Origin of the sequence: Sulfurifustis variabilis (assembly GCF_002355415.1) — a bacterium.
GTDB lineage: Bacteria > Pseudomonadota > Gammaproteobacteria > Acidiferrobacterales > Sulfurifustaceae > Sulfurifustis > Sulfurifustis variabilis.
In genome coordinates this window covers 3,698,556-3,725,071 of sequence record NZ_AP014936.1, presented here as the reverse complement: position 1 = coordinate 3,725,071, position 26,516 = coordinate 3,698,556, and the positions used below count along the sequence as shown (strand labels likewise).

Annotated in this window: 24 protein-coding genes; 14 read left to right on the top strand and 10 right to left on the bottom strand. The window is 68.8% G+C overall.

Annotated features, from left to right (window positions below; all coding sequences use genetic code 11):
* The first annotated feature begins 31 nt into the window (after nucleotides 1-31).
* The gene (locus SVA_RS18085; RefSeq protein ID WP_096462539.1) at nucleotides 32-2,596 is read left to right on the top strand and encodes a putative bifunctional diguanylate cyclase/phosphodiesterase; all 2,565 of its coding nucleotides are present in this window, start codon (nucleotides 32-34) and stop codon (nucleotides 2,594-2,596) included.
* On the opposite strand, the gene SVA_RS18080 is transcribed toward SVA_RS18085, so the two are convergent.
* The 3 genes from SVA_RS18080 to SVA_RS18075 are packed head-to-tail and all read right to left on the bottom strand — an operon-like array spanning nucleotide 2,545 to nucleotide 3,936.
* Nucleotides 2,545-3,501 (bottom strand): MBL fold metallo-hydrolase, encoded by a 957-nt coding sequence (locus tag SVA_RS18080; RefSeq protein WP_169924177.1) that lies wholly within the window; start codon nucleotides 3,499-3,501, stop codon nucleotides 2,545-2,547. The two genes, SVA_RS18085 and SVA_RS18080, sit on opposite strands and share 52 nt — an antisense overlap.
* Nucleotides 3,498-3,761 (bottom strand): Rho-binding antiterminator, encoded by a 264-nt coding sequence (locus SVA_RS19620; RefSeq protein WP_148665551.1) that lies wholly within the window; start codon nucleotides 3,759-3,761, stop codon nucleotides 3,498-3,500. Before SVA_RS19620 ends, SVA_RS18080 begins: the two co-directional genes overlap by 4 nt.
* Complete coding sequence (locus tag SVA_RS18075) at nucleotides 3,748-3,936, bottom strand: CPXCG motif-containing cysteine-rich protein (RefSeq protein WP_096462537.1); 189 nt, start codon at nucleotides 3,934-3,936, stop codon at nucleotides 3,748-3,750. The genes SVA_RS19620 and SVA_RS18075 overlap by 14 nt, the downstream gene beginning before the upstream one ends.
* 250 nt (nucleotides 3,937-4,186) lie before the next feature.
* Between SVA_RS18075 and SVA_RS18070 the strand changes: the two genes are divergently transcribed.
* The 5 genes from SVA_RS18070 to trxC all read left to right on the top strand — a co-directional run bounded on the left by SVA_RS18070 (nucleotide 4,187) and on the right by trxC (nucleotide 7,325).
* Nucleotides 4,187-4,654, top strand: coding sequence for a hypothetical protein (locus tag SVA_RS18070; RefSeq protein WP_096462536.1), 468 nt, complete (start codon nucleotides 4,187-4,189; stop codon nucleotides 4,652-4,654).
* Between the two features lie 57 nt (nucleotides 4,655-4,711).
* Nucleotides 4,712-5,140: a pyrimidine dimer DNA glycosylase/endonuclease V gene (locus tag SVA_RS18065; protein WP_096463028.1), complete on the top strand. Its 429-nt coding sequence runs from the start codon at nucleotides 4,712-4,714 to the stop codon at nucleotides 5,138-5,140.
* Nucleotides 5,137-6,078 carry a YbgA family protein gene (locus SVA_RS18060; RefSeq protein WP_179948800.1) on the top strand — a complete coding sequence of 314 codons (942 nt, stop codon included), beginning with the start codon at nucleotides 5,137-5,139 and terminating at the stop codon, nucleotides 6,076-6,078. The genes SVA_RS18065 and SVA_RS18060 overlap by 4 nt, the downstream gene beginning before the upstream one ends.
* 153 nt (nucleotides 6,079-6,231) lie before the next feature.
* Complete coding sequence (locus SVA_RS18055; protein ID WP_096462535.1) at nucleotides 6,232-6,834, top strand: hypothetical protein; 603 nt, start codon at nucleotides 6,232-6,234, stop codon at nucleotides 6,832-6,834.
* A 53-nt stretch (nucleotides 6,835-6,887) separates the two neighbouring features.
* Nucleotides 6,888-7,325 (top strand): thioredoxin TrxC, encoded by a 438-nt coding sequence (trxC, locus tag SVA_RS18050; RefSeq protein WP_096462534.1) that lies wholly within the window; start codon nucleotides 6,888-6,890, stop codon nucleotides 7,323-7,325.
* Nucleotides 7,326-7,400: 75 nt separating this feature from the next.
* Here trxC and SVA_RS18045 read toward each other — a convergent pair whose 3' ends face one another.
* From SVA_RS18045 to SVA_RS18040, 3 genes are all read right to left on the bottom strand, one after another.
* Nucleotides 7,401-7,718, bottom strand: coding sequence for a hypothetical protein (locus SVA_RS18045; RefSeq protein WP_148665550.1), 318 nt, complete (start codon nucleotides 7,716-7,718; stop codon nucleotides 7,401-7,403).
* 240 nt (nucleotides 7,719-7,958) lie between these two features.
* Complete coding sequence (locus tag SVA_RS19905; RefSeq protein ID WP_169924176.1) at nucleotides 7,959-8,123, bottom strand: hypothetical protein; 165 nt, start codon at nucleotides 8,121-8,123, stop codon at nucleotides 7,959-7,961.
* 247 nt (nucleotides 8,124-8,370) lie between these two features.
* Entirely contained in the window at nucleotides 8,371-8,559 is a 189-nt protein-coding gene (locus SVA_RS18040) for a hypothetical protein (protein WP_096462532.1), read from the bottom strand.
* 227 nt (nucleotides 8,560-8,786) lie between these two features.
* Between SVA_RS18040 and SVA_RS18035 the strand changes: the two genes are divergently transcribed.
* Together SVA_RS18035 and SVA_RS18030 are read left to right on the top strand one after the other, a co-directional pair.
* Nucleotides 8,787-10,553, top strand: a complete 1,767-nt coding sequence (locus SVA_RS18035) for a sensor histidine kinase (RefSeq protein ID WP_096462531.1) — start codon at nucleotides 8,787-8,789, stop codon at nucleotides 10,551-10,553.
* 480 nt (nucleotides 10,554-11,033) lie between these two features.
* On the top strand, nucleotides 11,034-12,416 hold the full coding sequence (locus SVA_RS18030; protein ID WP_096462530.1) for a sigma-54-dependent transcriptional regulator: 1,383 nt from the start codon (nucleotides 11,034-11,036) through the stop codon (nucleotides 12,414-12,416).
* 26 nt (nucleotides 12,417-12,442) lie between these two features.
* On the opposite strand, the gene SVA_RS18025 is transcribed toward SVA_RS18030, so the two are convergent.
* Nucleotides 12,443-12,997: an outer membrane beta-barrel protein gene (locus SVA_RS18025; RefSeq protein WP_169924175.1), complete on the bottom strand. Its 555-nt coding sequence runs from the start codon at nucleotides 12,995-12,997 to the stop codon at nucleotides 12,443-12,445.
* A 368-nt stretch (nucleotides 12,998-13,365) separates the two neighbouring features.
* Here SVA_RS18025 and SVA_RS18020 point away from each other — a divergent pair, with 368 nt between their 5' ends.
* From SVA_RS18020 to SVA_RS18005, 4 genes are all read left to right on the top strand, one after another.
* The gene (locus tag SVA_RS18020) at nucleotides 13,366-14,382 is read left to right on the top strand and encodes a sodium:calcium antiporter (protein ID WP_179948834.1); all 1,017 of its coding nucleotides are present in this window, start codon (nucleotides 13,366-13,368) and stop codon (nucleotides 14,380-14,382) included.
* Nucleotides 14,383-14,384: 2 nt separating this feature from the next.
* Nucleotides 14,385-17,141, top strand: coding sequence for a cation-translocating P-type ATPase (locus tag SVA_RS18015; protein ID WP_096462527.1), 2,757 nt, complete (start codon nucleotides 14,385-14,387; stop codon nucleotides 17,139-17,141).
* A gap of 109 nt (nucleotides 17,142-17,250) precedes the next feature.
* Nucleotides 17,251-18,939, top strand: a complete 1,689-nt coding sequence (locus tag SVA_RS18010) for a cation:proton antiporter (protein ID WP_096462526.1) — start codon at nucleotides 17,251-17,253, stop codon at nucleotides 18,937-18,939.
* On the top strand, nucleotides 18,936-19,865 hold the full coding sequence (locus SVA_RS18005; RefSeq protein ID WP_096462525.1) for a universal stress protein: 930 nt from the start codon (nucleotides 18,936-18,938) through the stop codon (nucleotides 19,863-19,865). The genes SVA_RS18010 and SVA_RS18005 overlap by 4 nt, the downstream gene beginning before the upstream one ends.
* Before the next feature lie 56 nt (nucleotides 19,866-19,921).
* Here the strand turns inward: SVA_RS18005 and SVA_RS18000 are convergent, their stop codons facing one another.
* The 3 genes from SVA_RS18000 to rpiA all read right to left on the bottom strand — a co-directional run bounded on the left by SVA_RS18000 (nucleotide 19,922) and on the right by rpiA (nucleotide 24,056).
* Nucleotides 19,922-21,709, bottom strand: coding sequence for a sensor histidine kinase (locus SVA_RS18000; RefSeq protein ID WP_148665549.1), 1,788 nt, complete (start codon nucleotides 21,707-21,709; stop codon nucleotides 19,922-19,924).
* A 295-nt stretch (nucleotides 21,710-22,004) separates the two neighbouring features.
* Entirely contained in the window at nucleotides 22,005-23,384 is a 1,380-nt protein-coding gene (locus tag SVA_RS17995) for an MBL fold metallo-hydrolase RNA specificity domain-containing protein (protein ID WP_096462523.1), read from the bottom strand.
* 15 nt (nucleotides 23,385-23,399) lie between these two features.
* A complete protein-coding gene (rpiA, locus tag SVA_RS17990) occupies nucleotides 23,400-24,056 on the bottom strand; it encodes a ribose-5-phosphate isomerase RpiA (protein ID WP_096462522.1) in 657 nt (218 codons plus the stop codon).
* A gap of 133 nt (nucleotides 24,057-24,189) precedes the next feature.
* Here rpiA and ilvA point away from each other — a divergent pair, with 133 nt between their 5' ends.
* Together ilvA and SVA_RS17980 are read left to right on the top strand one after the other, a co-directional pair.
* Nucleotides 24,190-25,701, top strand: a complete 1,512-nt coding sequence (gene ilvA / locus SVA_RS17985; protein WP_179948799.1) for a threonine ammonia-lyase, biosynthetic — start codon at nucleotides 24,190-24,192, stop codon at nucleotides 25,699-25,701.
* A gap of 105 nt (nucleotides 25,702-25,806) precedes the next feature.
* On the top strand, nucleotides 25,807-26,493 hold the full coding sequence (locus SVA_RS17980) for a hypothetical protein (protein WP_096462520.1): 687 nt from the start codon (nucleotides 25,807-25,809) through the stop codon (nucleotides 26,491-26,493).
* Nucleotides 26,494-26,516: the final 23 nt, after the last annotated feature.

Sequence of the window (26,516 nt, the reverse complement as noted above, 5' to 3'; positions counted from 1 at the left end):
GGAAAAACAACCGCTTGGAAGCCCACCGCGCGTGCTGGTCGTTGAGCCGTCGGCCACCCTGCGGCGCGCGCTCGCGCGCCTGCTCGCGGCAGGCGGATTGCGGCTGAGCGTCACCGAAACCTTCGACGCGGGCCTCGCGGAGCTCAAGGAACCGGCCGGCGGCGCTGCGCCGGAGGCGGTCCTGCTCGGGGTCCCCGCCCATTCCACCGTACACTCGGAAGAGCTGCTTTCGGCCCTGCGTCAGCCCGAGCATCTCGGCACCGCGGTCGTCCTCCTGGCCGCGGCCGCCACGCCCGACGTCTTCGACTGGGTCGCGCGCCGGCCGCGCGCGGCGCTGCTCCTCTGGGACGACTACGCCGAAGCCCTGCCGACCCTGCGCCGCCTGCTGGCGCCGCCGGAGCGGCTACCTCCGGAAAGGCCGGCCGCCGGCGACATCCGCGTGCTCTTCGTCGACGATTCGCGCACCGTGCGCAGTTCGTTCAAGCGGCTGCTCGGGCGTCACGGCTACATCGTCGAGACGGCCGCACACGCGGCCGAGGCGTTCGAGCTCGCGCATTCGCGCCCGTTCGACATCGCGATCGTGGACTACCACATGCCGAGCGAGAACGGCGACGCGCTGTGCCGGCGCCTGCGCGACGACCCGGCGACCGCGGGGATCACGACCGCCATCATCACCGGCACCTACGACGAAGAGGTCATTCGGGGCTCACTCGACGCGGGCGCGATCGAGTGCATGTTCAAGAACGAGGCGGACGAGCTGTTCCTTACGCGCATCGCGGCGATGAGCCGCGCGATCCGCGCGAAGAAGTCGATCGAGGCCGAGCACCAGCGGCTGGCCGGCATACTGGGCTCGGTCGGCGAGGGCGTGTATGGCGTGAACAGCGCGGGACAGGTGACGTTCATCAACCCGGCGGCCCGGCGCATCCTGGGCTACGAGGAGGCGGACTCGCTGATCGGGCGCTCGGCGCACAAGCTGTTCCATAACGCGACGGAGGACGGCCGGCCCAATCCGCCGGAGACCTGCTTCCTGCAGCAGGCGTACGGTGCGGGCGACGAGCTGAAAGGCTGGGAGACCGTATTCTGGCACCGCTCCGGGGAGCCGGTCCCGGTCGAATGCACCGTGTATCCGTTGCGGGTCGAAGACCGCCTCGAGGGTTCGGTGGTCGCGTTCCGCGACGTCTCGGAACGCAAGCAGCTCGAGCGCGAGCTCATGTGGCAGGCCAACCACGACGCGCTCACCAAGCTCCACAACCGCAACCACTTCGAACGCGTGCTCGAGGCGGAAGTGCTGCGGCTGAAACGCAGCCGTGAGCGCGCGGCGCTGCTCTACATCGACCTCGATCGCTTCAAGTACATCAACGATACCGCCGGCCACGCGGCGGGCGACCGGCTGCTGTGCGAGATCGCGACGCAGCTGAAGGCACGCCTGCGGGAGTCCGACGTGCTCGCGCGCCTGGGCGGCGACGAATTCGCCATTATCCTGCGCAACGTCGACGAGACCCGGGTCGTCGCCGCCGCGGAGGGGTTCCGCGAAATCCTGGAGGAGCTTACGTTCAGCTACGGCGATCGCAACTACAAGGTGAACGGCAGCATCGGGGTCGCGCTGATCGACCGGCAAACGCACTCGCCGGGCGAGGTGCTGTCCAACGCGGACATCGCCTGCCACATCGCGAAGAGCCGGGGGCGCAACCAGACGCATCTCTACCGGCCGGAAAGCGACGAGCGAGTGGCGATGCACCTCGAGCTCGGATGGTCGGTGCGGCTCCAGGAGGCGCTCAAGGAGGACGGGTTCCGGCTGCACTTTCAGCCCATCGTGCCGCTCGAGGGTCTGGTGCTGGAGGGGTTGCCGGTCGAATCCGGAGTCCTCGCCGACGCGCTCTCCGGCGGCGCGCGGCACTTCGAGGTCCTGCTCCGCTTCAGCGACCGGCGCGGCGAGCTGATTTCGCCCAACGCCTTCCTCCCCACCGCGGAGCGCTTCGGCCTGATGCCCCAGATCGATCTCTGGGTGGTGGACCACGCGCTCCGGTACCTGGCCCGGCTCCACGCCGCAGGCCGGCGGGCGACCTTCACCATCAACCTCTCGGGCCAGACGCTGGACGCCGAGGCACTGGTGCCGCATCTGAAGCGGCTGCTCGACCGGTACCCGCTGGATGCCCGGACGCTGATTTTCGAAATCACCGAAACGAGCGCCATCGCGAACGTGGAGGCGGCCAAGCGGCTGATCAACGAGCTGCGCGACCTGGGCTGCCGGTTCGCGCTGGACGATTTCGGCACCGGCTTCAGCTCGTTCAACCACCTGAAGCATCTGCCCGTGGACTTCGTGAAGATCGACGGGCAGTTCGTGCGCGGCATGTCCGGCGATCCCATCGACCGCGCGATCGTGGGCTCGATCAACGACATCGCGCACTCGTTCGGCAAGCGCACGGTGGCGGAGTTCGTGGAGTCGCGCGAGATACTCGGTCTGCTGAAGGGCGTCGGCGTGGATTACGCGCAGGGCCATTACATCGCCTCGCCGCAGGAGCTCCCCGCGGTCGAGGACGACGTTCAGGGGGAAAAGCAGGCGAGGTCGTCGGCGAAGAGCGCGGGGCCCGAGTAGGCCGCGCGGATCGTTTCGAGGCTCTCCGTCTCGCGCCCGAGGGTGGCCTTGGTCCGGTGGGAAAGCACGAGTCGCTTCGCCCCGGCGCGTCCGGCGATGCGTCCGATCACCGACGGCGGCATGTGCAGATAGCGTTCGACGCCGGCGACCCCTTCCGGGATACCGTGGTGCGCGACGAGCAGATCCGCGCCGCGCGCGAAGTCTTCGAGCCCGCCGCCCTCGCCGTTGGCATCGCCCGTGAACACCAGCGTCGTCTGCCCGATCCGGATACGCCAGGCGAGCGCCGGATAAACGCCGTGGATCACGGGCAGGGCTTCCGCGCGGAAGGTCGCCTTGCTGAAGACCTCGATCGCGCCGTCCTCCTCCTCGCGTCGAGCCCGTATCTTGCGGTTGCGTTCCCGAACGTCGTGCGGCTCGATCTTGAAATCCTGGTTCGCGAGCGGCCGCAGCACGTCGCCCAGATCGCGGTAGGCGCCCCGCGTGCCGTCGAGGAGCGCACGCACGTACGCGACGGTGGACGACGCGAAGCGGTTGCCGCGCGGTCCGTAGACCGGGAGCGGGCGGCCGCGCCTCCGCAGGACGGACGCCTGGATGAGCGAAGCGAGGTCCGCGGTGTGGTCGGCGTGCAGGTGCGTGAGCAGCACCACGTCGAGATCGCGCACGTCCGCGCCGCTCTCGGCCAGGCGCAACGCCGTGCCGCCACCCGCGTCGACGAGGATACGGGCCTTGCCGCCGATCCACACGAGGTACCCGCTCGCCGCGCGCCCGGGAACGAGGTCGGGTCCGCCGGAGCCGAGCACCTGCACCTGGGGATCCGCGGCACCGCAGGCGTCGGGCGCGGTCTGCCCGTGTGCGGCGGATACGGCGGCGAGGAGCAGCGCGAGCGCCGCGCCTCGTCGCCTCACGCGCGCTCCAGATGAGTGATGCGGTCGAGGCGAAGCGCCACGACGTCGCCCGCCTCGAGGCGGCAGTGCAGGAACTCCTGGTGATCGCGGGTCTGGAGGTCGAGCGGCATCACGACGTGCGTGTGGCACACGTTGCCTTCCCGCCAGGCGATGCGCAGGCGGGTCCTGTGCAGGATCGCGACCTCGAGCTCGGAATACACATCGCACGAGATCGGAGTGTAGTCGGCCTTGCCGGGATCGTGCGGGTCAGTCTTCTTCACGCCGCGTCTCCAGGTCGAGGAGGTGACCCTCGTCGTCGGCCGTGAGCTTGAACACGACGGGGCGGCAGCACACGGTACAGTCCTCGATGTACTCCTGGCTGCCGCCCGAAGCGTCGACGTTCGTCTCGTAGGACTCGCCGCAATAGGGACACCGAACCGTGCGCAGGATGAGCATGGGGCTAGTGTACCCGATCGCCCGGGCGGCGCGGGGAGGCCAGGCCCTTCCGGCCGCCTCGAGTCGCTCGTTCCGACGCCGTCGTCTCGAAGGAGTTCCGGTGGCTTCGACCGGCCGCGTGCTTGACCCAGGTCATGGGCATTGCGGGGCAATCCGGTTAATACAGTCACGCGGCGCCGACCCGCCCCGACGAAGCGGGTGCGCGGTTCCACGGTCCGCGAAGGCCAATCTCGGAAACGGACAGGAAACCATGAAACCTTTCGTACTGATTTCCGCGCTCGCACTGCTCGTCGCCATCGGCGGCGCGAGGGCGGCAAGCGAGCACGCCCACGATGAACACGGCGCCGGGCCGAAGGCGGCGCTGACGCTCGACCATGGCAGGAAGTGGGCGACCGACGAGCCGCTGCGCCGCGGAATGACGCGGATCCGCGGCCATCTCGAGCGCCTGCACGCCGGCAGGCCGGACGCGGCGGCCTACGAGCGCCTGGCGAAGGACGTCAACACCGAGGTCGCCTACATCCTCCAGAATTGCCGGCTGCCCAAGCAGGCGGACGAGGTGCTGCACGTCGTGCTCGCCGACGTGATGCAGGGCGCCGCCGCGCTCGAAGGCAAGCAACAGGGCATGTCGCCCGACCAGGGCACCCGGCGGATCGCGCACGCGCTCGAGAACTACGCCCGCTACTTCGATCATCCGGACTGGCGGCCGCCCGGTCACTGACGGCGCCGCGCGAGCGTCCTGCTTGTGAGGTTCCCGCGGGCGCTCCAGAATGGATCGGTGCGTCTTTGGAGCCTGCACCCGAAGTATCTCGACGCGCGGGGCCTGTCGGCCCTCTGGCGCGAGGCCCTGCTGGCGCAGGCCGTGCTCGCGGGACGCACGCGCGGCTACCGCCGGCATCCGCAGCTCGCGCGCTTCCGGGCGACGCGCAATCCGCGCGGTGCGATCGCCGCGTATCTCCGCGCGGTCGCCGAAGAGGGCGCGCGCCGCGGCTACCGCTTCCACGCAGAGCGCATCCGTCCGGGCCGTGCACGCATGCGCCTGCCGGTCACCCGCGGGCAGCTCGACTGGGAGCTCGCGCACCTCAGGAGGAAGCTCTGGGGGCGCGATCGTGCGGCCTACCGACGGCTGCCGGCGGCGCGCCTCGCCGCTCACCCGCTCTTCGACGTCCGTCCGGGCCCGGTGGAGCCCTGGGAGGAACGGCGGTGAACGAGCGGATCCGGATCGGCATCAGCAGCTGCCTGCTCGGCCAGCGGGTGCGCTATGACGCGAACCACAAGCTCGACACTTATATAACGCAGACGCTCGGGCGCCATTTCGAGTTCCTGCCCGTGTGCCCCGAGGTCGCGATCGGTCTCGGCGTCCCGCGCCCGCCGATCCGCCTCGTCGGCGACCCGAACGATCCCCGCGCCGTCGGCGTGAAGGACCCTTCGCTCGATGTGACCGCGAGACTCGCGGCCTACGGGCGGGACCAGGCGGAGCGGCTCGGCGCCATCAGCGGTTACATTTTGAAGAGCAGGAGCCCGAGCTGCGGGATGGAGCGTGTGAAGGTATACGGACAAGGCGGAGCCGGTCGGCCGGGCCGCGGGGTGTACGCGGCAGCCTTCATGGCCGAGCGGCCGGAGCTGCCGGTCGAAGAGGAGGGCCGGCTCGGCGACCCGACCTTGAGGGCCAATTTCATCGAGCGCGTTTTCGCGTACCGGCGCTGGCAGCGGCTCGTCGAGGAGGGCTTGACGGCCAGGCGGTTGGTCGCGTTTCACACCGCGCACAAACTCACGCTCATGTCCCACGGCGAGCGCGGGGATCCGCTCGGGCGGCTGGTCGCCCGCGCTGGGAGCGGCGATCGACGGGCGCTCGGCGAGGAGTATCTGCGACGCTTCATGGAGATCCTCGCGCGCCCCGCGACGCGGGCTCGCCACACGAACGTCCTGATGCACGTGCTCGGCTATCTCCGTCGCAGCCTCGATCCCGAAGACCGCCGGGAGCTGCGCGAGCTGATCGAACAGTACCGCACCTCCGCGCTTCCGCTGAGCGTCCCGACCACGTTGTTGCGCCATCACTTTCGCCGCCATCCGGACCCCTGGATCGCCCGGCAGGTGTACCTCTATCCCGACCCGCGCGAGCTCGCGTTGCGCGACGCCGTTTGACTGCTCCGGTCGTGCCGACTGCGCCCGGTACCGGGGCCGCGTAGCCGAACGGGCCGCGTCGGCCGAGCATCGAGCGGACGCTTCGGGCGCGGTGTTTGCTATCATTTGCCGATCGAAACGCCTTGTCTTTCGGGAACAACGGGAGGAGTTGTCATGCAGAGTCTGAATCGGGCCGTCGACGCACTGGCAAGCAGCGGGACGGCAAGCGCGCGCGCCGCGGCCATCGCGGAGCTCGAAGGTCTGCTCGAGGACTGCACCGCGGCGGTACAGGTGTGGCAGCAATATCTCGACGCGCCCGGTGCGGCGGGCGATCGCTGGACCATCGTCAGCTGGGTCGGGCCCCAGCGCGTCAAGCGGCTGCACGAGATCAATCTCGTGGCACGCGACCGCATCATGCGGATCGCCGGCTCGGCCGGTCCGGCGGTGGCCCGATCGACCACCATGCCCGACGACCTCATCGAGATGGGCTACCGGCAGCTGCGCGACGGCGAGACGGGAACGGACGCCGCGACCAAGGCGATCGAGATCATGAAAGAACGGATGGAACGCCTGCGTGGCCTGATCGAGCGCCTGCGTTCGGCACCGCCCGCGAAGCCGCAGAAGGAGCCGATCAAGAAGGCCGGCGTGGCGAAGGCGCCGGCCAAGCCTCCCCGAAAGCCGGCGCCTCGACTGGTGAAGAAGCCGGCAAAGAAAACCGCGATCAAGCGCGCGGCCGCGAGGATCGTGAAGAAGGTGGTGAAGAAGAAACGGCGCTAGCGCTGGAAATATCGTCGCGCTGTCCCCATTTCTTCGACGACAGGGGGTAGCGCATGAATTCCGGGAAACAGGTCGTGTGCCCGCATTGCGACGGGCTCAATCGCGTGCCGGACGGGAAGCGGGACCAGGGACCGCGGTGCGGCCATTGCCATCGACCGCTGTTCGACGGGCATCCCGTCGAGCTCTCGAACGCCAACTTCGAGCGGTTCCTGGCGAAGAACGAGCTGCCCGTGCTCGTCGACTTCTGGGCCCCGTGGTGCGGACCGTGCCGGCAGATGGCGCCGGCCTACGGGCAGGCAGCCGCGCGATACGGGACCCGGTTACGCTTCGCCAAGCTCGATACGGAGCGCCACCCCGATGTGGCGGCGCGTCACGGCATACGAGGCATTCCGACGCTGATCCTCTTCGACGGCGGCCGCGAACGGGACCGCATATCGGGCGCGCTGCCGTACCCGCAGCTCGCGAGCTGGGTCGAGCGGCACGTCGACTGATTTCCCGACCGCCCAGGCCGATCCTCTGATGCAAAGCGCCCCTTGCGGGGCGCTTTGGTTCCTCACGAACGTGTCTTACTGGACTGCGCCCGGCGCGGTTTCGGCCGCGGGAGACCTGGGCGCGTCGGCCGCCGCCGACGACTTCGGCGCCTTGCTCTTTGCCGGCCTCGGCATGCACTTCTGCGCCTTCTTGCTGTAGACCTGCCCCTGCGGGCACTTGCGCTTCTGCTGAGCGGCCTGCTTCTTCTGTTGGACCTGCGCCTGGGCCTGCTCCTGCTTCTGCTCCTGTTTCATTTCCTGCTTCATCTCGGGCTTCGCGTCGCCCTGCTGCGCGAACGCCGCGCCGGCGAAGAGGAACGCGATGGAGGCGGCGGTGATCACGGACGTTTTCATCTTTGTCATTGCTCCATACCAAGGTGTGAGAGACGCTGGCGATTTCCATGAATCGCCATCGAGCGCCGTTCAGCAACGCACATGTCAAGTGGCCGCGGCTCGTATTTCAGCCGTTTTGTGCGCGAGAACGTCACGTCAGGCGAAACGAGCGCGAGGCTTCAAACTTTGTAGCAAAGGACACAAACGAAGAGCGCCCCGTACGGGGCGCTCCGAACAGCCTCTTCCGTGTTCCGGCGAAGCTTACTTCTTCTTTTCCGGACACTTCACGTCTTTGCCGTCGACTTTCACGGTCTCGCCGGCCTTCTTGTCCTTGCATGCCGCCGCGACCTTGTCGTCGCCCGCGAACGAGAGGCCGGTCGTGGCCAGGAAGCCGAGGGCGAGCAGAGCGGAGAGGGTCTTTTTCATGTTTCCGATAACTCCTGTTTATTTTGCACGGTGCTGGCGGGACTGAAACCACCATCGCACGGGGCGTTAGCAACCGGCGTGCCAGCGGGCGGAATGCAAAATCGTATTGCCGACAGGCAGTTCCGATTGCGATACACCGGCGCGGTGCGGATGCGGCATCAAAATTTGTAGTGACCTCCAACAAAAAGCGCCCCGCGAGGGGGCGCTTCGGTTCCGCTAGCGCGGAACGATGGAGCGCTTGTGGAACTTATTTCTTTTTGTCGTCGGTTTTCGGGCAGGTCATCTCCTTCCCGTCGACCTTCACTTTGTCGCCCGCCTTCTTGCCCTTGCACGCGGCAGCCAGTTTCTCGGCCGCCGGGCCCTCGTGCTTCATTGCGAATGCGGCGCCGGTACCGAGGAAGGAGAGGGCAACGAGACCGAGAATCAGCTTTTTCATATTGAGAGCTCCTGTTTGGAGTGATGGATTTGGATGGCGGCGAATCCGGCGCCATCGAGCGCACTCAGCAAGCCACATGCCATCGAAACACGGCGCGGAGCAGGGGAAACGAGACCGGAAATGCGCAGTCGTGCAAGCACTTGCATTTCGATAACGGCTCTGGGGTATTCTAGCGCCCGCTGCCGAACTTCAAATTTTGTAGCTCACCTCACTTTTCGAGAACTCACGTGCTTCGGCGACTCGGTCTGGGCCGTCTGCAACGAAAGGTCCTGCTGCTCATCGCGACGATCGTCGTCATCCCGATGCTCGTCGCCGGCTGGTTCGCCGCCGAGTGGGTGTCGAGCACGTTCGAGAAGCGGCTCGAGCTCTGGATCCTCGACGCGGCGCGCGCGAATCAGAACTGGCTCCAGGCGTACCAGACCGATGCGGTCATGCTCGGGCGCGTGCTGGCCGACGATCCGGTTTACGTCCCGGGTCTCGCCCTCTATCCCGAGGCCTCGCTCCCGTCGCCGGTGCGGCGCGTGGCCCAGGAGCTCGGCCTGCACCTGATGCAGGTCTACACGGCGAATCACCGGCTCGTGTACTCGTCCCTGCCCGTGAAGCTCGAGACCTTCTGGGAGGGTGGCCAGACGGAGGCGGTTCTCAAGGTCGCTCGCGAGAAACAGCGGATGCTCGCCGCCGTGGGCATCACGCCCGTCCCGCGCAAGGGCCGGCCGCGCTACTACCTCGTGCTCGGAAGCCTGCTCGGGCGCGACTTCGCGAACGAGCTGGCGCAGCTCACGGGCCTTCGGACCCGGCTTTACTACCGCGAGGGCGGAGCGTACCTCGACCTGTTCTCGCGCCCCGGCGAGGCGATCGCCCTCGGCCACCTTCCCGTGACGGCGCGCCGGCTCCTCGAAGTCGAACGCAAGCCCTACTACACGCTGCATGCCGAGAACGGCGAGTACCGCGGCGTGTACACGCCGCTCGTGGATTCGACGGGACGCGTCGAGGCAATCATGTTCAGCGGCCTCGAGCGGCGCACGTACCAGGACGTGCTCACCAACCGCGCCGCCCTTTTCGTGTGGATCGCGCTGCTCGGGATCGGCATCGCGTGGCTGGTCGGGCTGCTGCTGTCGCGCCTGGTGCTGCGCCCGATCGCGTACCTGCGCGACGGCGTGTTGCAGCTCGCGGGCCAGAACTTCGACGCGACCGTGCCCATCTCCTCGGACGACGAGCTCGGCGATCTCGCCAAGGCGTTCAACGCCATGGCCGCACGACTGCGGGCGGCGCGCGACGAGCAGACCCAGCGCCACCAGAAGGACAAGCTCGCCGCGATGGGCGAGATCTCGGCGGCCCTCGCCCACGAGATACGCAACCCCATCGGCGTGATCGGCACGTCGGCGGCGATGCTGGAGAAGCCGGGGCTCGACCCCGCGAAGAAGGCCGAGCTGACGCGGATGATGCGCGAAGAGTCGATGCGCGTGGCGGGGCTCGTCCAGGACTTTCTCCAGCTCTCGCGCCACCGCCAGCCCCACTTCGCGTCGATCGACCCCGCCGCCCCCATGGAGCGGGCGCTCGCGACGTGCGCCGCGTCCCACGAGTCGGTCAAGGTCCGCAAGCGGTTTCGCCACGGCGCGGCGCGGATCGCGGCCGACGCCGGTCTCCTACAGCAGGCGTGGGGCAACATCTACACGAACGCGCTCCAGGCGATGGAAAATGGCGGCGAGCTGTGGCTCGAGTCGTGGACCGAAGACGGCGAGGTGATCATGACCGTCGAGGACACCGGGCCGGGAATCCCGGCCGATATCCTGCCGCGGCTGTTCGAGCCGTTCTTCACGACCAAGCACGAAGGCACCGGGCTGGGGCTCACCATCGCCCACACGCTGGTGGACGCCAACGGCGGCCGGCTCGAGGCCCTTCCACCGATGAAGCGCGGGGCGCGCTTTGCGATGCGCTTCCCCGTTTACGACGGCAACTACCCCCCGGATTCGGCGTTCCCGGAGCAGAGGTGAAACCGTGACACGCACTGTGCTGGGGTCGCGCCAGGGACGGCAGGCAAGCGCACATAGAGGAAGTCCATGAAACGTACCGTGCTGGTGGTCGACGACGAAGCCAATATGCAGGCGGTGATGCGGCTCGTGCTCGAGGGTGAGGCGGAGTAGTCGCCGATGCACTTAACGTGCATCGGCGCCGCCGAACGCCCGCACACGGACGTGCGGGCCGGGGTAACGCGAAACCGCGCGGTCGCGCCAGGGACGGCAGGCAAGCGCACATAGAGGAAGTCCATGAAACGTACCGTGCTGGTGGTCGACGACGAAGCCAATATGCAGGCGGTGATGCGGCTCGTGCTCGAGGGTGAGGCGGAGTAGTCGCCGATGCACTTAACGTGCATCGGCGCCGCCGAACGCCCGCACACGGACGTGCGGGCCGGGGTAACGCGAAACCGCGCGGTCGCGCCAGGGACGGCAGGCAAGCGCACATAGAGGAAGTCCATGAAACGTACCGTGCTGGTGGTCGACGACGAAGCCAATATGCAGGCGGTGATGCGGCTCGTGCTCGAGGAGGCCGGTTACCGCGTGCTCGTCGCCGACAGCGGTGAAGCGGCGCTGCCGCACCTGCAGCACCCCGACCTCGACGTGATCCTGACGGACCTGCGGATGCCCGGAATGGGCGGGGAGGAATTCGTGCGGCGATGCCGGCAGCTGCAGGGGAGCGTTCCGGTGATCATCGTCACGGCGCACGGCACGATCAGCTCGGCGGTGAAGAGCATCCGCGACGGCGCGGCCGATTACCTCACCAAGCCTTTCGAGCCCGAGCAGCTCGAGATCGCGGTGCGCAACGCGGTCAAGCTACGCGACGTCCTGAACGAGAACGCGCGCCTCAAGGCCGCCGTGAGCCAGGCGGGACGGCGCTTGGTCGGCGCCAGCGAGGCGTCCGAGCGGCTGATGGACGAGATCCGCCGCGTGGCGCCGTACAAGACGAGCGTGCTGATCACGGGCGAGTCAGGCACGGGCAAGGAGCTCGTGGCGCGCACCATCCACGAGCTCTCGCCGCGCGCGGACGGTCCCTGGGTCGCGATCAACTGCTCGGCCATCCCGCGCGACCTGCTCGAAAGCGAGCTCTTCGGCTACGTGAAGGGTGCGTTCACCGGCGCGACGCAGAACCGCACGGGGCGGCTCGAGCAGGCGCAGGGCGGCACGCTGTTTCTCGACGAGATCGGCGACCTCGACCTCACGCTGCAGGCCAAGCTGCTGCGCGTGCTCCAGGAGCGAGAGTACTCGCCGGTCGGCTCGGACCAGGTACGCACGGTGGACGTTCGCTTCCTCGCCGCGAGCAATCGCGATCTCCGGACCCTCGTGCGCGAAGGCCGGTTCCGCGAGGACCTGTTCTACAGGCTCGACGTCTACAGTATCGTCGTGCCGCCCCTGCGCGAACGGCGAGAGGACATCGCCCTGCTCGCGCGGGTGTTCCTCGGCGAGCTCGCGGTTGAAACGGACAAGCGCGTGACGGGCATCGCGCCCGGCGCGCTGGAGGTCATGAGCCGCTACGGCTGGCCCGGCAACATTCGCGAGCTGCGCAACGCCGTCGAACGGGCGCTGCTTTCGTGCAAGGGCGAAACCGTCGATGTCGTCGACCTTCCCCCGGGCATCGCCGGAGAAGTCGAACGAACGGCGGAGAACGGCCCGACATGGCACCCGCGCGACGGCGGGCTCGACGACTGGCTTGCCAATGTCGAGCGCCGGGCGATCCTGCAGGCGCTCGGCCAGACCAGCGGCGTGCAGGCGCACGCGGCAAAGCTGCTCGGCGTTTCCGAACGCAGCCTGTGGCACCGGATCAAGAAGCTCGGCATCCAGATCAGCCGCGTGGTGAACTGATCCGACCGCCGTGCCACGTGGACGCCTCAGAAACGGCTGAAGAATCCGAGACTGACGAAGCTGAGGTCGCTCTCGATCACGGTGTACTCCGCCTCGAATCCGGTTCGCGGCGACAACCGCAGCCCGGCGCCCGCGCCGTACGAGAAATCCGAATCGTCGCCTTCGGCGCGCGTGCCCGGCCCGGAGACGTTGACGTCCCAGTTCGCCCACCCGGCCTTCGCCTTGAGAAACACGCTGCCGCCGGTGCGATAGGCGCCGTACAGGGCGAGGGTTTCGGCATCCCACTCCCCGCGGGCTCCCGCGACACGTACATCGCCGTCGTCGAAGGAACGCGAGTACTCCCCCTCGAGCGCAAACGATCCCGTCTCCGGCCGATCGTACAGGGTGAAGCCGAGCAGGACGGCCCAGTTGCTGGCGTTGTCGAACCCGCTCGCGTCGAGGTCCATCGTGCCGGCCTTGAATCCGAAGTACATCGGGTTCACCACCTGCTGGGCGCCGGCCGGTGAGACGGCGAGTAGCGTGGCCAGGACGATCGCGAGCGGGGCCGCCGCTCGCCCGGGCAGGGCTTTCCCTAGCTTCATGTCGTGCCTCCTTGTCTGCATCGAGATGCCCGGCGCCATCGACCGCGTCCGCCGGTCGTTGGGCCGCGACTCTGTTCGACACGTCTCGGCCCAATAAATTTCGGGTGGACCGGATGGGTTGGTGCAAACCCGGAGCCCGTGAGCACGCCCGCCGCCCGCCAAATTGGGCGAACGGAAGCCGGCCGGTATAGTACGGGCTCGACCTCGTGAGCCAGTACGACGAACCGGTGGCTGAAGACGGCAGAGTGGCTGGGGACTTCGATCCGGCGCGTGCGTGCTGCGCGGCCCCCGCTCGGCGCGTGACCAAGCCAGGACTGCGCCGCGGAGCGCGAGCGGCGTCCGTTCTGGTGGAAGCAGGATAATCAGTGCTGTCTCCGGCCGTTCTCGCGTGGTCGCAGTTTTTCGTGTGCGCGTTCCTGATCGGCGTGGCCGGCACCTTTCTCTCGCGCTACGGCGACGTCATCGCCGACAAGACCGGAATGGGCGGCACGTGGATCGGCCTGGTGCTGATGGCCAGCGTGACCTCGCTGCCCGAGCTCGTGACCGGCGTGAGCGCGGTCACGACGGCGGACGCGCCGGACATCGCGGTCGGGAACGTGCTCGGGGCCTGCGTGATCAATCTGGGCATGATCGTCGTTCTCGACCTGCTGCATCGCAGCGAGTCGGTCTACTCGCGGGCCAGCCAGGGGCATATCCTCTCGGCCGGGTTCGGCGTGGTGCTCGCCGGCTTCATCGGGGTGAGCGTGCTCCTGGCGGAACGCGGATGGGCGTACGCGATCGGCACGATCGGCTTGTACAGCCCGTTCATCGTCGTCGTTTACCTGGTCGCTATGCGCACGGTCTACCAGTACGAGCGCCGCCAGCGCGAAGCGTTCGTGGAGGAGCGCGTGGAGCGCTATCCCGAGATGCCCCTGCGCCGGGCCGTCGGGCGCTATGCGCTCGCCGCCGCGGTCGTCGTCGCCGCGGGGCTCTGGCTGCCTCATATCGGCGAGGCGCTCGCCGCGAGCATGCAGTGGGAGGAGACCTTCGTCGGCACGCTGTTCGTCGCGCTCGCCACCACCCTGCCGGAGATCACCGTCACCGTGGCAGCGTTGCGCATCGGCGCGCTCGACCTCGCCGTCAGCAACCTGCTCGGCAGCAACCTGTTCAATCTGCTCATCCTCGCGATCGACGACGTTTTCTATCCCGCGGGTCCTCTGTTCTCCCATACCTCGGGGCTGCACGCGGTGTCGGCGCTGTCGGCCATCATGATGAGCGGGGTGGTGATCGTGGGGCTGCTCTACCGTCCGACCGGCCGGGTCTTCCGCACGGTCGGCTGGGCGAGCCTGGTTCTGCTGTCGATTTACCTGCTCAACGCCTCGTTCCTCTACCTCTACAGCGGCTAACCATGAGCCCGGACACCGTCCCCGCGCGCATCGAGCGCGCCTGGCACGTGCTTTCCACCGATGAAGTCGTGCGCGCTCTGGCGACCGACACCCACGCCGGGCTCGCGCCGGCCGAGGCCGCCGCCCGGCTCGCGCGCCACGGCCCGAACCGGCTGCGCGAAGGCCGCCGCCGCAGCCCGCTGCGCATGCTGCTCGACCAGTTCACCGACTTCATGATCCTCGTGCTGCTCGCGGCCGCCGTCGTTTCGGGCTTCATCGGCGATGCGGTCGACACGATCGTCATTCTGGTGATCGTCGTGCTCAATGCCGTGATCGGTTTCGTGCAGGAGTATCGGGCGGAGCGCGCCATCGCCGCGCTCAAGGCGCTCGCCGCGCCGAACGCACACGTCAAGCGCGGCGGCGAAAGCGCGGTGATTCCGGCCGACGAGCTCGTGCCGGGCGACGTCGTGCTGCTCGAGGCCGGGAACGCCGTGCCCGCCGACCTGCGCCTGGTCGAGGCCGCGCAACTCAGGATCGACGAGGCGGCGCTCACCGGCGAGTCGCAGGCCGTCGAGAAGCAGACGGGCCGGCTGCACGAGGAGGACCTGCCTCTCGGCGATCGCCGTAATCTCGCGTACAAGGGAACGCTCCTCACTTACGGGCGCGGGCGCGGAGTCGTCGTCGCGACCGGCATGGACACCGAGCTCGGGCGGATCGCCGGTCTGCTCGGCGCCGAAGAGGAGGTCAAGACCCCGTTGCAGAAGCGGCTGGCGCGCTTCGGGCGGGTGCTCTCGATCGTGGTGCTCGCCATCAGCGCGCTCGTGTTCGTGACCGGCGTGCTGCGCGGGGAGCCGCTGCTCCTCATGGCGCTCACCGCCATCAGCCTCGCGGTCGCCGCGATCCCCGAGGCGCTGCCGGCGGTCGTCACGGTCGCCCTTGCGCTCGGTGCGCGCAAGATGGTGCGGGCGAACGCGCTCATCCGGAAGCTCCCCGCGGTCGAGACGCTCGGCTCCGTCACCTACATCTGCTCGGACAAGACGGGTACGCTCACCGAGAACCGCATGCGGGTCGACGAGGCCTACGCGGAGGGAGAGACCGTCCGGGCGCTGGAGCCGGGCGTGGCCCAGCGAGCGGTCTGGCGCACGCTGCTCTCGGCGCTCGCGATCAGCAACGATGCGCGCGCGACCGAGTCCGGCGAGGTGATCGGCGATCCCACCGAAATCGCCCTCTACCGCGCGGCCGAGCGGGCGGGGCTGCGCAAGGCCGAATTGCTGCCGCTCGCCCCGCGCGCGGCCGAGCTGCCCTTCGACTCCGATCGGGCACGGATGACGACCCTGCATCGCATCTCTTCCTCGCCCCCGCGAGAAGGCAGGGGGGAGGAAGGCCTGGGCGATGCCGTACCCTCACCCCCGCCCCTTTCCCGCATGGCGGGAGAGGGAAGATCGATCGTCGCCTTCACCAAGGGCGCACCCGAGAAGCTGCTCCCGCTTTGCGTGAATCAACTCGCGGACGACGGTGTCGGCTCGCTCGACCCCGAAGCCGTGCAGGCGACCGCCGAGCGCATGGCCGCCGAGGGCCTGCGCGTGCTCGCCGTGGCTGTGCGCGCCTGGCCGGCGCTTCCCGATCCGCTCGAGGTCGAGACAGTCGAGCGCGATCTCACATTCGTTGGGCTCGTCGGCCTGCTCGACCCGCCGCGCGCCGAGGCGAAGGACGCCGTGCGCGAGTGCCGCACGGCCGGCATCACGCCGGTCATGATCACGGGCGATCACCCGGCGACGGCGCGCGCGATCGCCGAGCGCCTCGAGATCGTCGCGCCCGGCGCCGAGGTGTTGACGGGCCGGGAGCTGGCGCGCATGTCGCTTCCCGAGTTCGAGGAACGCGTCGAGCGCGTGCGCGTGTACGCGCGCGTCGCGCCGCAGCAGAAGATCAAGATCGTGCAGGCGCTGCAGGACAAGGGCGAGTTCGTGGCGATGACCGGCGACGGCGTGAACGACGCGCCGGCCCTGAAGCGCGCCGACATCGGCGTCGCGATGGGCGTCACGGGCACCGACGTCGCGAAGGAGGCCGGGCACATGATCCTGCTCGACGACAACTTCGCCACGATCGTGCGCGCCGTGCGCGAGGGCCGGCGGATCTTCGACAACATCCGCAAGTTCATCAAGTACACGATGACGAGCAACTCGGGCGAGATCTGGACTATCTTCCTCGCGCCGTTCCTCGGGCTTCCGATCCCGCTGCTGCCCGTGCACATCCTCTGGATCAATCTCGTGACCGACGGGCTGCCGGGGCTCGCCCTCGCGGCGGAGCCGGGGGAGCGCGGGCTGATGCGCCGGCCGCCGCGGCCGCCGAACGAGAGCATCTTCGCGCACGGCATGTGGCAGCACATGCTCTGGGTGGGGCTGCTCATGGGCGGGGTCTCACTGCTCACCCAGGCATGGGCGATCCACGTCGGCAACGACAACTGGCAGACCATGGTGTTCACGGTGCTGACACTCTCGCAGCTCGGGCACGCGCTCGCCATCCGCTCGGAGCGGGACTCGCTCTTCAGGCAGGGGCTCGCGAGCAACGCCCCGCTCCTCGGCGCGGTCGTTCTGACCTTCGCGCTCCAGCTGGCGACCATCTACGTCCCGTTCCTGAATCCCGTCTTCAAGACCGCGCCGCTCGCGGCCGGCGAGCTCGCCTTCTGCCTCGCGATGTCGTCCGTCGTGTTCGTCGCCGTGGAGATCGAAAAGGCGCTGGTGCGCCGCGGGTGGCTGTACGCGGCGAGCGCCGGGGCCTGAACAGGATCCGGCGCCGGCTTCGCGCCGCCGCCTCGCCGGGGATGCGGTTGTGTCCCGTCCGGTCGCCGTTTATATAGGTTGCGGTACCGATGAATGACGCCGGAGGACCGTGTCGCCGATCGGGAACGTGTTCTACGAGTTCGCCGCGCTGCTCCTGATCGCGGTCGCCGTCGGCGCGCTTGCACTGCGCCTGCGGCAGCCTCTCATCGTCGCCTTCATCGCGGTCGGCATCCTGGTGGGGCCCGCCGGATTCGGCCTCGTGACCGCGCACGACCCGATCGCGTTGCTCGCCACGCTGGGCATCGCGCTGCTGCTCTTCGTGGTCGGCCTGAAGCTCGACCTCCACCTGATCCGCACGCTCGGCCCGGTGGCGCTCGCGACCGGCCTCGGTCAGGTGGTTTTCACCTCCGTCATCGGTTACGCGATCGCCCTGCTGCTGGGGCTCGATCACGTACCGGCGATCTACGTCGCCGTCGCGCTCACCTTCTCGAGCACCATCATCATCGTGAAGCTGCTGTCGGACAAACGCGAGATCGATTCGCTGCACGGGCGCATTGCAGTCGGCTTCCTGATCGTGCAGGACATCGTCGTCGTGCTCGTCATGATCGGGCTCTCGGCCTTCGGGGTCGCCGGCGCCGCCGAAAACGGGCCCTGGCGGGATCTGCTCCGGCTGGTGCTCGGCGCCGTCGCGCTGCTCTTCGGCGTGGCGCTCCTCATGCGCTACGTGTTGCCGCCGCTCCTCTTCCGACTCGCCCAGTCGCCGGAGCTGCTCGTGCTCTTCGGGATCGGCTGGGCCGTGGTGCTCGCGGCGCTGGGCGATTACGTGGGCCTGAGCAAGGAGGTGGGCGCCTTCCTGGCCGGTGTCACGATCGCGTCCACGCCCTACCGCGAGGCGATCAGCACGCGCCTCGTCAGCCTGCGGGACTTCCTGCTCCTGTTCTTCTTCATCGACCTCGGCGCCCGTCTCGACCTGGGCTTCCTCGGCGAGCAGCTGGCGCCGGCGATCATCCTGTCCCTGTTCGTGCTGATCGGGAATCCCCTGATCGTGATGGTGATCATGGGCGTCATGGGCTACCGCAAGCGCACCAGCTTCCTCGCGGGGCTCACCGTGGCACAGATCTCCGAGTTTTCGCTGATACTCGGAGCGCTGGGCCTGAGCCTGGGGCACATCGCGCCGGAAACCCTCGGCCTGATCACGCTCGTCGGTTTGGTAACGATCGGGCTCTCCACCTACCTGATCCTGTACTCCCATTTTCTATACGAGCGGATCGCGCCCTGGCTCGGCCTTTTCGAGCGGGAGGTGCCGCACCGCGAGCAGGCGGAGGAGGCCCGCGGCCGCACGCCGGGCAGCGTCGAGGTCATCCTGTTCGGGCTGGGGCGCTTCGGCGAGAACATCGCCCGGGGGCTGCGCGCGGCGGGCGTGCGCGTGCTGGGCGTGGACTTCGACCCGGAGGCGATCCGCTCCTGGCAGGAGCGGCGACTTCCGGCGCAGTACGGCGACGCCGAGGACCCCGAACTGCACGCGACCCTGCCGCTCGACGAGGCGGGCTGGGTCGTCTGCGCCATCCCCGCGCGGGACGTCAACCTCGCACTGCTGCACGGTTTGCGTGCGCACGGCTATCGCGGGCGGATCGCGCTCACGGCCCTGACCGAGCACGACGCGCAGGTGCTGCATCAGCGGGGCGCGGACATCGTGCTCCGGCCGTTCCTGGCCGCCGCCGAGCAGACGGTGGAGACGCTCATGAGCTACTTGCGGCCCGCCGGGCATCGGCCGCCGGCAACGGAGGAGGCACTGTGAACGAACGTTCCTTGCAGGCGATCGTGGCAGCCACGGATCTCTCTCCGCGCGCCGGGCACGCGCTCGCCCGTGCGATCCGCCTCGCGCGCGAGCACGGCGCTCGGCTGACCGCGCTGACCGTCGTCGAGCGCGCCTTTTCCGAGTCACCGGGGTCCGACAGCGCCCTGCGCGCGATCTTCCGGGTGTCCGATGGCGTCGAGGAGGAGGTGCTGGCCGGAGCGGAGCGCGAGTTGCGGGACGAGGTCGCGCGGCTCGCCCGCGGCAAGCCGCTTGCGTGCGACGTGCGCGCGCGGCTCGGGTCGGCGTTCGGCGAGATCCTGAACGCCGCGCGCGACACGCAGGCCGATCTGATCGTGCTCGGCGCCCACGGCCGCCATTACCTGCGCGGTCTGCTGCTCGGCACGACCGCCGCGCGGGTCGCGCGCCACGGCGAGCGTTCGGTGCTCGTCGTTCGGAAACCGGCTTCGCGACCCTACCGGCGCGTGATCGTCGCGACGGACTTTTCCGAGCACGCACGCCGCGCGCTCCGTCGTGCCCGGCGACTGGCGCCGGCGGCCGGAATCGATCTCTTCCACGCCTACGAGCTGTGGTACGAGTACCGGCTGCGCACCGGGATCACGAGCGACGAGGTCCAGCGGCTGCATCTGGACTACGAGACGCAGGCGCGCGAGCGACTCGCGGCGCTCGCGCGCGAGGCCGGGCTCGATCCCGGCGTAACGCCGTGCGTCGTGCGCTACGGCTATGCCGGGAACCTGGTCGTGAAGGCCGCCGCCGAACGGCGCGCGGATCTGGTGGTTGTCGGAACCCGCGGCCTGACCGGCCTCAACTACGCGCTACTCGGGAGCGTGGCGGAGCACGTCCTCCGCGAGTCCCCGTGCGACGTCCTGGTCGTCCCCGACAGCCAGGAAACGCCGCGCGCGTCCTGAGCGGATGCGGGGCGGGATACGCGCGACGGGCAGGACATCGACGACGATCCCGTCGATCAGGCGCGCGCCACCTCGGGCAGCTCGATCACGAAGGTCGTGCGCACGTCGGGCTCGCTCGTATAGTCCACCGTGCCGCCGAGGCGCTCGACGATCGTGCGCACGATCGCGAGCCCGAGGCCGGCGCCCGCCTTGTAGCGGAAATCGGCGCCGTCGATCTGCACGAACTTCTCGAACAGATGCGGGCGGTACTCCTCCGGGATCCCCGGGCCACGGTCGCTGACGGCGATGCGTAGCCGTCCCTCGACGGGGGTGACGGCGATTTCGACCCGGTCGCTCGGCGGCGAGAGGCGGATGGCATTGGCGAGGAGATTCGCGATGGCCCGCTGCAGCCGCTCCGGGTCCACCATGACGCGGGCGCCGGTCGCGGCGGCGGTCAGCGCGAGCTCCACCTGCTTCTGGCGCGCCTGCGGGCGGCTGACCTCGATCGCCTCGTGCACGATGGGCATGAGCTCGACGACGCTCACCTCGAAGCGCATCGTGCCGGCCTCCATCGCCTCGAAGTCCAGAATGTCGTTCACCAGTCGCGTCAGCCGCCCGCTGTTCTTGTAGGCGATGTGCGCGAGCTCCCGGCCCTTGCCGGAGATCCCCTCGACTTCGCCGCCCGCGAGCAGCTCGAGGGAACCGTGAATCGCCGTGAGCGGCGTACGCAGCTCGTGGCTTACCGCCGCGATGAAGTCCGTCTTCATGCGGTCCAGCCGCTTCTGCTCGGTGATGTCGCGCACGGTGCCGACGAGCAGCCGGCGGCCGTCCAGCCGCATCTCGGTGAGGCCGAGGGTGAGCGGGAACGCCGACCCGTCCTTGCGGAGCGCGCTCACCTCGAGCCGCAGGCCGCTGGCGAGCGGCGGCGCGGGGTCGGCGTCCCGTTCGTCCTGGTGGGCGAGCGGGAAGTCGGGCACCAGGCGATCGAAGGGGAGCCCGACCAGCTCCTCGGGCGCGTACTGGAAGACGTGCGCCGCCGCGAGGTTCGCGCTCTCGACGCGCCCGTGCTCGTCGAGCGTGATGATGCCGTCGATCACGTGCTGAAGCACGGCCTCGAGCCGCTTCGTCACCGCCGTGAGGACCGCCTCCTGCTCCCGCACCTTGGACGACACCTCGCGCAACGCCTGGCCGAGCGACTCGATCTCGAGCGATCGGCCCTGCCCCGCGCGATCGCGGCCGGCCGGCCAGGTGCGTTTCAGGTACGCCATCAGGACGAGCACGCCGAGCGCGGTGGAGGCGAGACCGAGGAGCAGGCTCGCTCGCGCGACGCGGGCGTGGAGCTCCCAGACCCCGTCCATGGCGTACTCCAGCCGCAGCCAGCTCCCCGCCGGTTCGCCCAGGGATCGCCAGACGACCAGGCGGTTGCCCGTCCGGGCGACATGGAGCCCGGGCGCGGAAGGGGGAACGAGCGAGGCGGCCGGGGTCGCCCGCGCGTCCGCGCCGGCATCGGCCACGACGCGCGCATCGCGGTCCAGGAGCAGCACGCGCCGCGCGCCGCGATCGCCGGCGGTCGCGGTATCGAGCAGCATGTCGAGCCCGGCCGCCCGTTCGTCGGTCGCCAGGGATCGGGCGGCGTGCGCGAGCTCGTCCGCCTGCCTTAGAGCCCGGTCCTCGATGGCGCCGGTCGCGACTTCGGCGGCGGTTCTGGCGCTGTACCAGGTGTGCGCGCTCGAGCCGGCGAAGAGCAGGGCGGCGACGAGCACGATGAGCGGCAAATCCGGGCGAAGCCGGTGCTCGGGTGTCGCGGAAGCGGAAGCGGCGTCCATGCCGGGATCGGCGCGGGGTGCGCGGTCAGCAGGGGACACGCCGGCCTCGCGCGCGGCCGGCCCGGTCGGGCCGAGCTCGCTCGGCGTCCGTGGTGGATGCAGTCATCGGTCCCCCTGTCGCTCTTGCTAACTCATTAAAGATGCAAGATTTACGCCACGCTGCGATACCGCAGGAACAGAAGGATCGGGGTCATGGGCCCGCGTGTAACGGGCGCTCGGCGTGCCCGTCCGCGACCCCGGCAAGGGGTCGAGCGGCCGTGCGTGCATCGGGGTCGCGTCGAGGCCGATATCCCTTCTCCGCGGACGACGCCGCAGCGCGTCGACCTTGTCGACGTCAGACCTCGATTGTCTGGTTGGCTTGGGGGATCTCGGCGGTCCAGCGCAGCCGCTCCTCGAGCTTCGCCCGAAGGACCGTCATCTTGTCCGGTTCGCCGTGGACCAGGTAGAGCCGGGGGCGCCGCGCAAAGCCGTCCGCCCAGGCGAGGAGCTGCGACTGTCCGGCGTGGGCGGAGAATCCGCCGAGGGTGTGGATGCTCGCGTTCACCGCGAGGTCCTCGCCGAGCAGGTGCAGGCGTTTCGCCCCGTCGACCAGCTCCCGGCCCGGCGTGCCCTGCGCCTGGAACCCGACGATCACGATGCGCGCCTCGCGCCGCCAGAGGTTGTGCTTCAGATGGTGGCGTATCCGCCCGCCCGTGCACATGCCGCTGCCGGCGATGATGATGGCGCCGCCCGCGATCCGGTTGATCGCCATCGACTCCTCGGGCGAGCGCGTGTACTGCAACGGCGGCAGTACCTTGTGCCGACCGCCGTGCGACCAGGTGCCGGGGATCCTGCCGTTCAGGAGCGACTCGTAACGCTGGTGCACCTCGGTGGCCGCGATCGCCATCGGGCTGTCGAGGAAGATGCGCTGCTGCTTGAGTCGCCCGGCCTCGTGCAGCTCGCCGAGGTAGTAGAGCAGCTCCTGCGTGCGCCCCACGGCGAACGCCGGGATCACGACGTTGCCGCCGTCCGCCGCCGCGCCCTCGAGGATCTCCTCGAACTCTCTCAGCGTCGCATCGATCGGGCGATGGTCGCGGTCGCCGTAGGTCGATTCGAGCAGCAGCACGTCCGCGGCCTCCACGCGCTCGGGCTCCGGCATGATCGGCGTCGCGCTGTTGCCGAGATCGCCGGAGAAGACGAGCCTGCGCGAGCCGATCCCGATCTCGACGATCGCCGAGCCGAGGATATGGCCGGCGTCGCGAAAGCGCGCGGAGAAACCGCCGGCGACCTCGAAGCGCTCGCCGTAAGGCAGGCAGCGGCACTGCGCGAGCGCGCGCTCGACGTCGGCGATCGTGTAGAGCGGCTCCGCCGCCTCCCGGCCCTGGCGCCGGCGGCGCTGGTTCTCCCACTCGGCGTCGCGTTCCTGCAAAAAGGCCGCGTCCTTCAGCATGATCTCGAGCAGGTCGCCGGTCGGAGGGGTGGCGTAGATCGGGCCGCGGAAGCCGTCGCGCACCAGCCGGGGCAGGAGGCCCGAGTGGTCGAGGTGCGCGTGGGACAGGACGACCGCGTGGATCGTCTTCGGATCGAAGGGGAACGGCCGCTCGTTCAGCCGCTCGACGTCGGGCGGACCCTGGAACAGCCCGCACTCGAGCAGCACGCGGTACTTGCCGTCATCGAGGAGGTAGCACGAGCCGGTGACCTGCCGGGCCGCGCCGAAGAACGTGAGGGTCGCCATCCGGCGCGACGCGCGCTACTCGATCTTGTCGACGCCGCTGTCGGTCCCCAGGAGCAGCACGTCGGCCGGACGGCGGGCGAAGAGTCCGTTCGTCACCGCGCCGGCGATGTGATCGAGCTCTCCCTCGAGCTCGACGGGGTTCAGGATCTCGAGATTGTGCACGTCGAGGATCAGGTTGCCGTTGTCGGTGGTGAAGCCCGCCCGAAGCTGGGGCTCGCCCCCGTGCGCCACGATCCGCCGGCCGACGTACGAGCGGGCCATGGGAATGACCTCGATCGGCAGGGGGAAGCGCCCGAGCACGTCGACGAGCTTGGAGTCGTCCGCGATGCAGACGAATTTCGCGCTCGCCGCGGCGACGATCTTCTCCCGGGTGAGCGCGCCGCCGCCGCCCTTGATGAGATGAAGGTGCCGGGTCGCTTCGTCCGCCCCGTCCACGTAGACGGGGAGATTTCCGGTGGCATTGAGGTCGAGCACGTTGATGCCGTGCTTCCTCAGGCGCTCCTCGGTGGCCCTGGAGCTCGCGACCGCACCCTCGATCCTGTTCTTGATTCGGGCGAGCAGGTCGATGAAATGGTTGGCGGTCGAGCCCGTACCGACGCCGATCACCCAGCCGGATTCCACGTAAACGAGGGCGGCCTCGGCGGCCGCTTTTTTCTTGTCGTCGGGTTTCATGCGTGCGTCTCGAACATGGCGCGAGAATACCGGCTCCCGCTGTATTTATAAAGAATGGATGTTAGATTTAGCGCGTCATCCACGTTGGATTCATCGCCGCCAGCCGGGGAGAGAGGGCTGGAAAGGTTCACACTTGCCGCAACAGTATCTGAAGCGAATTCTCAACGCGCGGGTCTACGACGTCGCAAGGGAAACTCCGCTCGAGCACGCGCCGATCCTTTCGAAGCGGTTGCACAACCACGTCTGGCTGAAGCGCGAGGACGAGCAGCCGGTGTTCTCCTTCAAGTGCCGCGGGGCCTACAACCGGATGGCCCGGCTCTCGCGCGCCGAGCTCCGGAAGGGCGTGGTCACGGCCTCCGCCGGCAACCATGCGCAGGGCGTGGCGCTCGCGGGCAAGAAGCTCGGCGCCAAGGCCGTGATCGTCATGCCGCGCACGACCCCCGAGATCAAAGTGAACGCGGTGGCGAACCTCGGCGGCCAGGTGGTGCTGCACGGCGACAACTACGACGCCGCGTACGCCCACGCGACGGGCCTCGCGCGCGAGCGCGGCCTCACGTTCGTGCACCCGTACGACGATCCGGACGTGATCGCCGGGCAGGGCACCATCGGTTTCGAGATCCTGACCCAGCACCAGGGCGCCCTCGACGCGGTGTTCGTGCCGGTCGGCGGCGGCGGCCTGATCGCCGGGATCGCGCTCTACATCAAGCAGCTCCGTCCGGAGGTGAAAATCATCGGCGTCGAGCCCGAGGGCGCGGACGCGATGGAGCGCTCCCTCAAGACCGGCAAGCGCGTCACGCTCGATCACGTGAACCTCTTCGCGGACGGCGTCGCCGTGCGCCAGGTCGGCCGGGAGACCCTGAGGATCTGTCGCAAGTTCGTGGACGAGATGGTGATCGTATCGAACGACGAGATCTGCGGCGCCATCAAGGAGATCTTCGAGGACCGCCGCTCCATCCTGGAGCCCGCCGGGGCGCTGGGCTACGCCGGCCTCAAGCGCTACGTCGAGACCAACAGGCTGAAGGGCAGGCATCTCGTGACCATCGCTTCCGGCGCCAACATCAACTTCGACCGGCTGCGCTACGTCTCCGAGCGCGCCGACATCGGCGAGCGGCGCGAGTCGATCTTCGCCGTGACGATCCCCGAACGGCCGGGCGCGCTCAAGCGGTTCTGCACCATCGTGGGCGACCACTCGATCACCGAGTTCAACTACCGATACGACGACCCCAAGGCCGCGCACATCTTCGTCGGCGTGCAGACGGGCACCCCCGCGGAGGGAAAGCGCCTGATGAAGGCCCTCAAGACACAGGGCTACCCCGTGCTCGACATGACCGACAACGAGATGGCGAAGCTGCACATTCGCCACCTCGTCGGCGGCCGCGCGCCGAACGCGGTGGACGAGATCATCTACCGCTTCGAGTTCCCCGAGCGCCCCGGCGCGCTGATGAACTTCCTCGACAAGATGGGCGGGCGCTGGAACATCTCGCTCTTCCACTACCGTTCGCACGGCGCCGATTTCGGCCGCGTGCTCGTCGGGATGCAGGTGCCGCCCGCGGACAAGCGCAAGTTCCAGGCGTTCCTCGACAGCCTCGGCTACGAGTACGCCGACGAGACCCGAAACCAGGCGTACAAGCTGTTCCTGAGCTGATTCGTCAGACTGCCGCCGCATTTCTCGGAAAGGACAGCAAGGGCTTCGGGTGACCGCAACCCCGTCCGGGCTGCGACCACGTGGCACAACAATAACGGAGGTGTAATGAAACGAGCCGTCGCTTCTCTATTCGCTCTCTGCCTGCTCCCAGCCGTTTCCACCGCTCTCGCGCAGGGCAACCGCGCCGTCTCCGAGACGAACGGCGAAGGCGCGTTCCGCTACACCGAGGGCGGCACGATCGATGCGGCCGCGAACATCAACCTGCCCATCGGCGACCTGTTGGGAGCCGTCCTCGGTGTCTCCCTCGTCGAGGACGACGACACCGACGGCTACGGCTACTTTGCCGGCCTTTTCGCCCGGGACTTCCAGATCGGCCACGTCGGCGTCGTCGGCTCCTTCGAGGAGCTCGACGTGGACGACCGGGATGTCGAGCTGACCACCTGGGAAGTGCGCGGCGCGGTCTACCTGGGCAACGCCGACGTGTTCGCCTCTTGGGCGCACCTTGACGTCGATCCCGGCCGGCTCCGCGAGGACAGCATCGGGAGCGCGGGAGCGGCTTGGTACGTTCAGCCCGACGTCCGCCTGTTCGGCGCCCTCGGGTTCGACGACGCCAACGACACCTACACCGTCGGCCTCGAGGTCCAGCCCGACGTCTTCGACCAGCGTGCCAGCCTGCGCTTCGACTACACGGACGGCGATGAAACCGACGGGACGGTTTCCGCGGCCTTCCGCTATTTCTTCGCGACGCCCAAGACGCTGCAGACCCGCATGCGGGAAGACGTGTTCTTCTGAGGCGCGCAGGCGTGCCCGTCGAG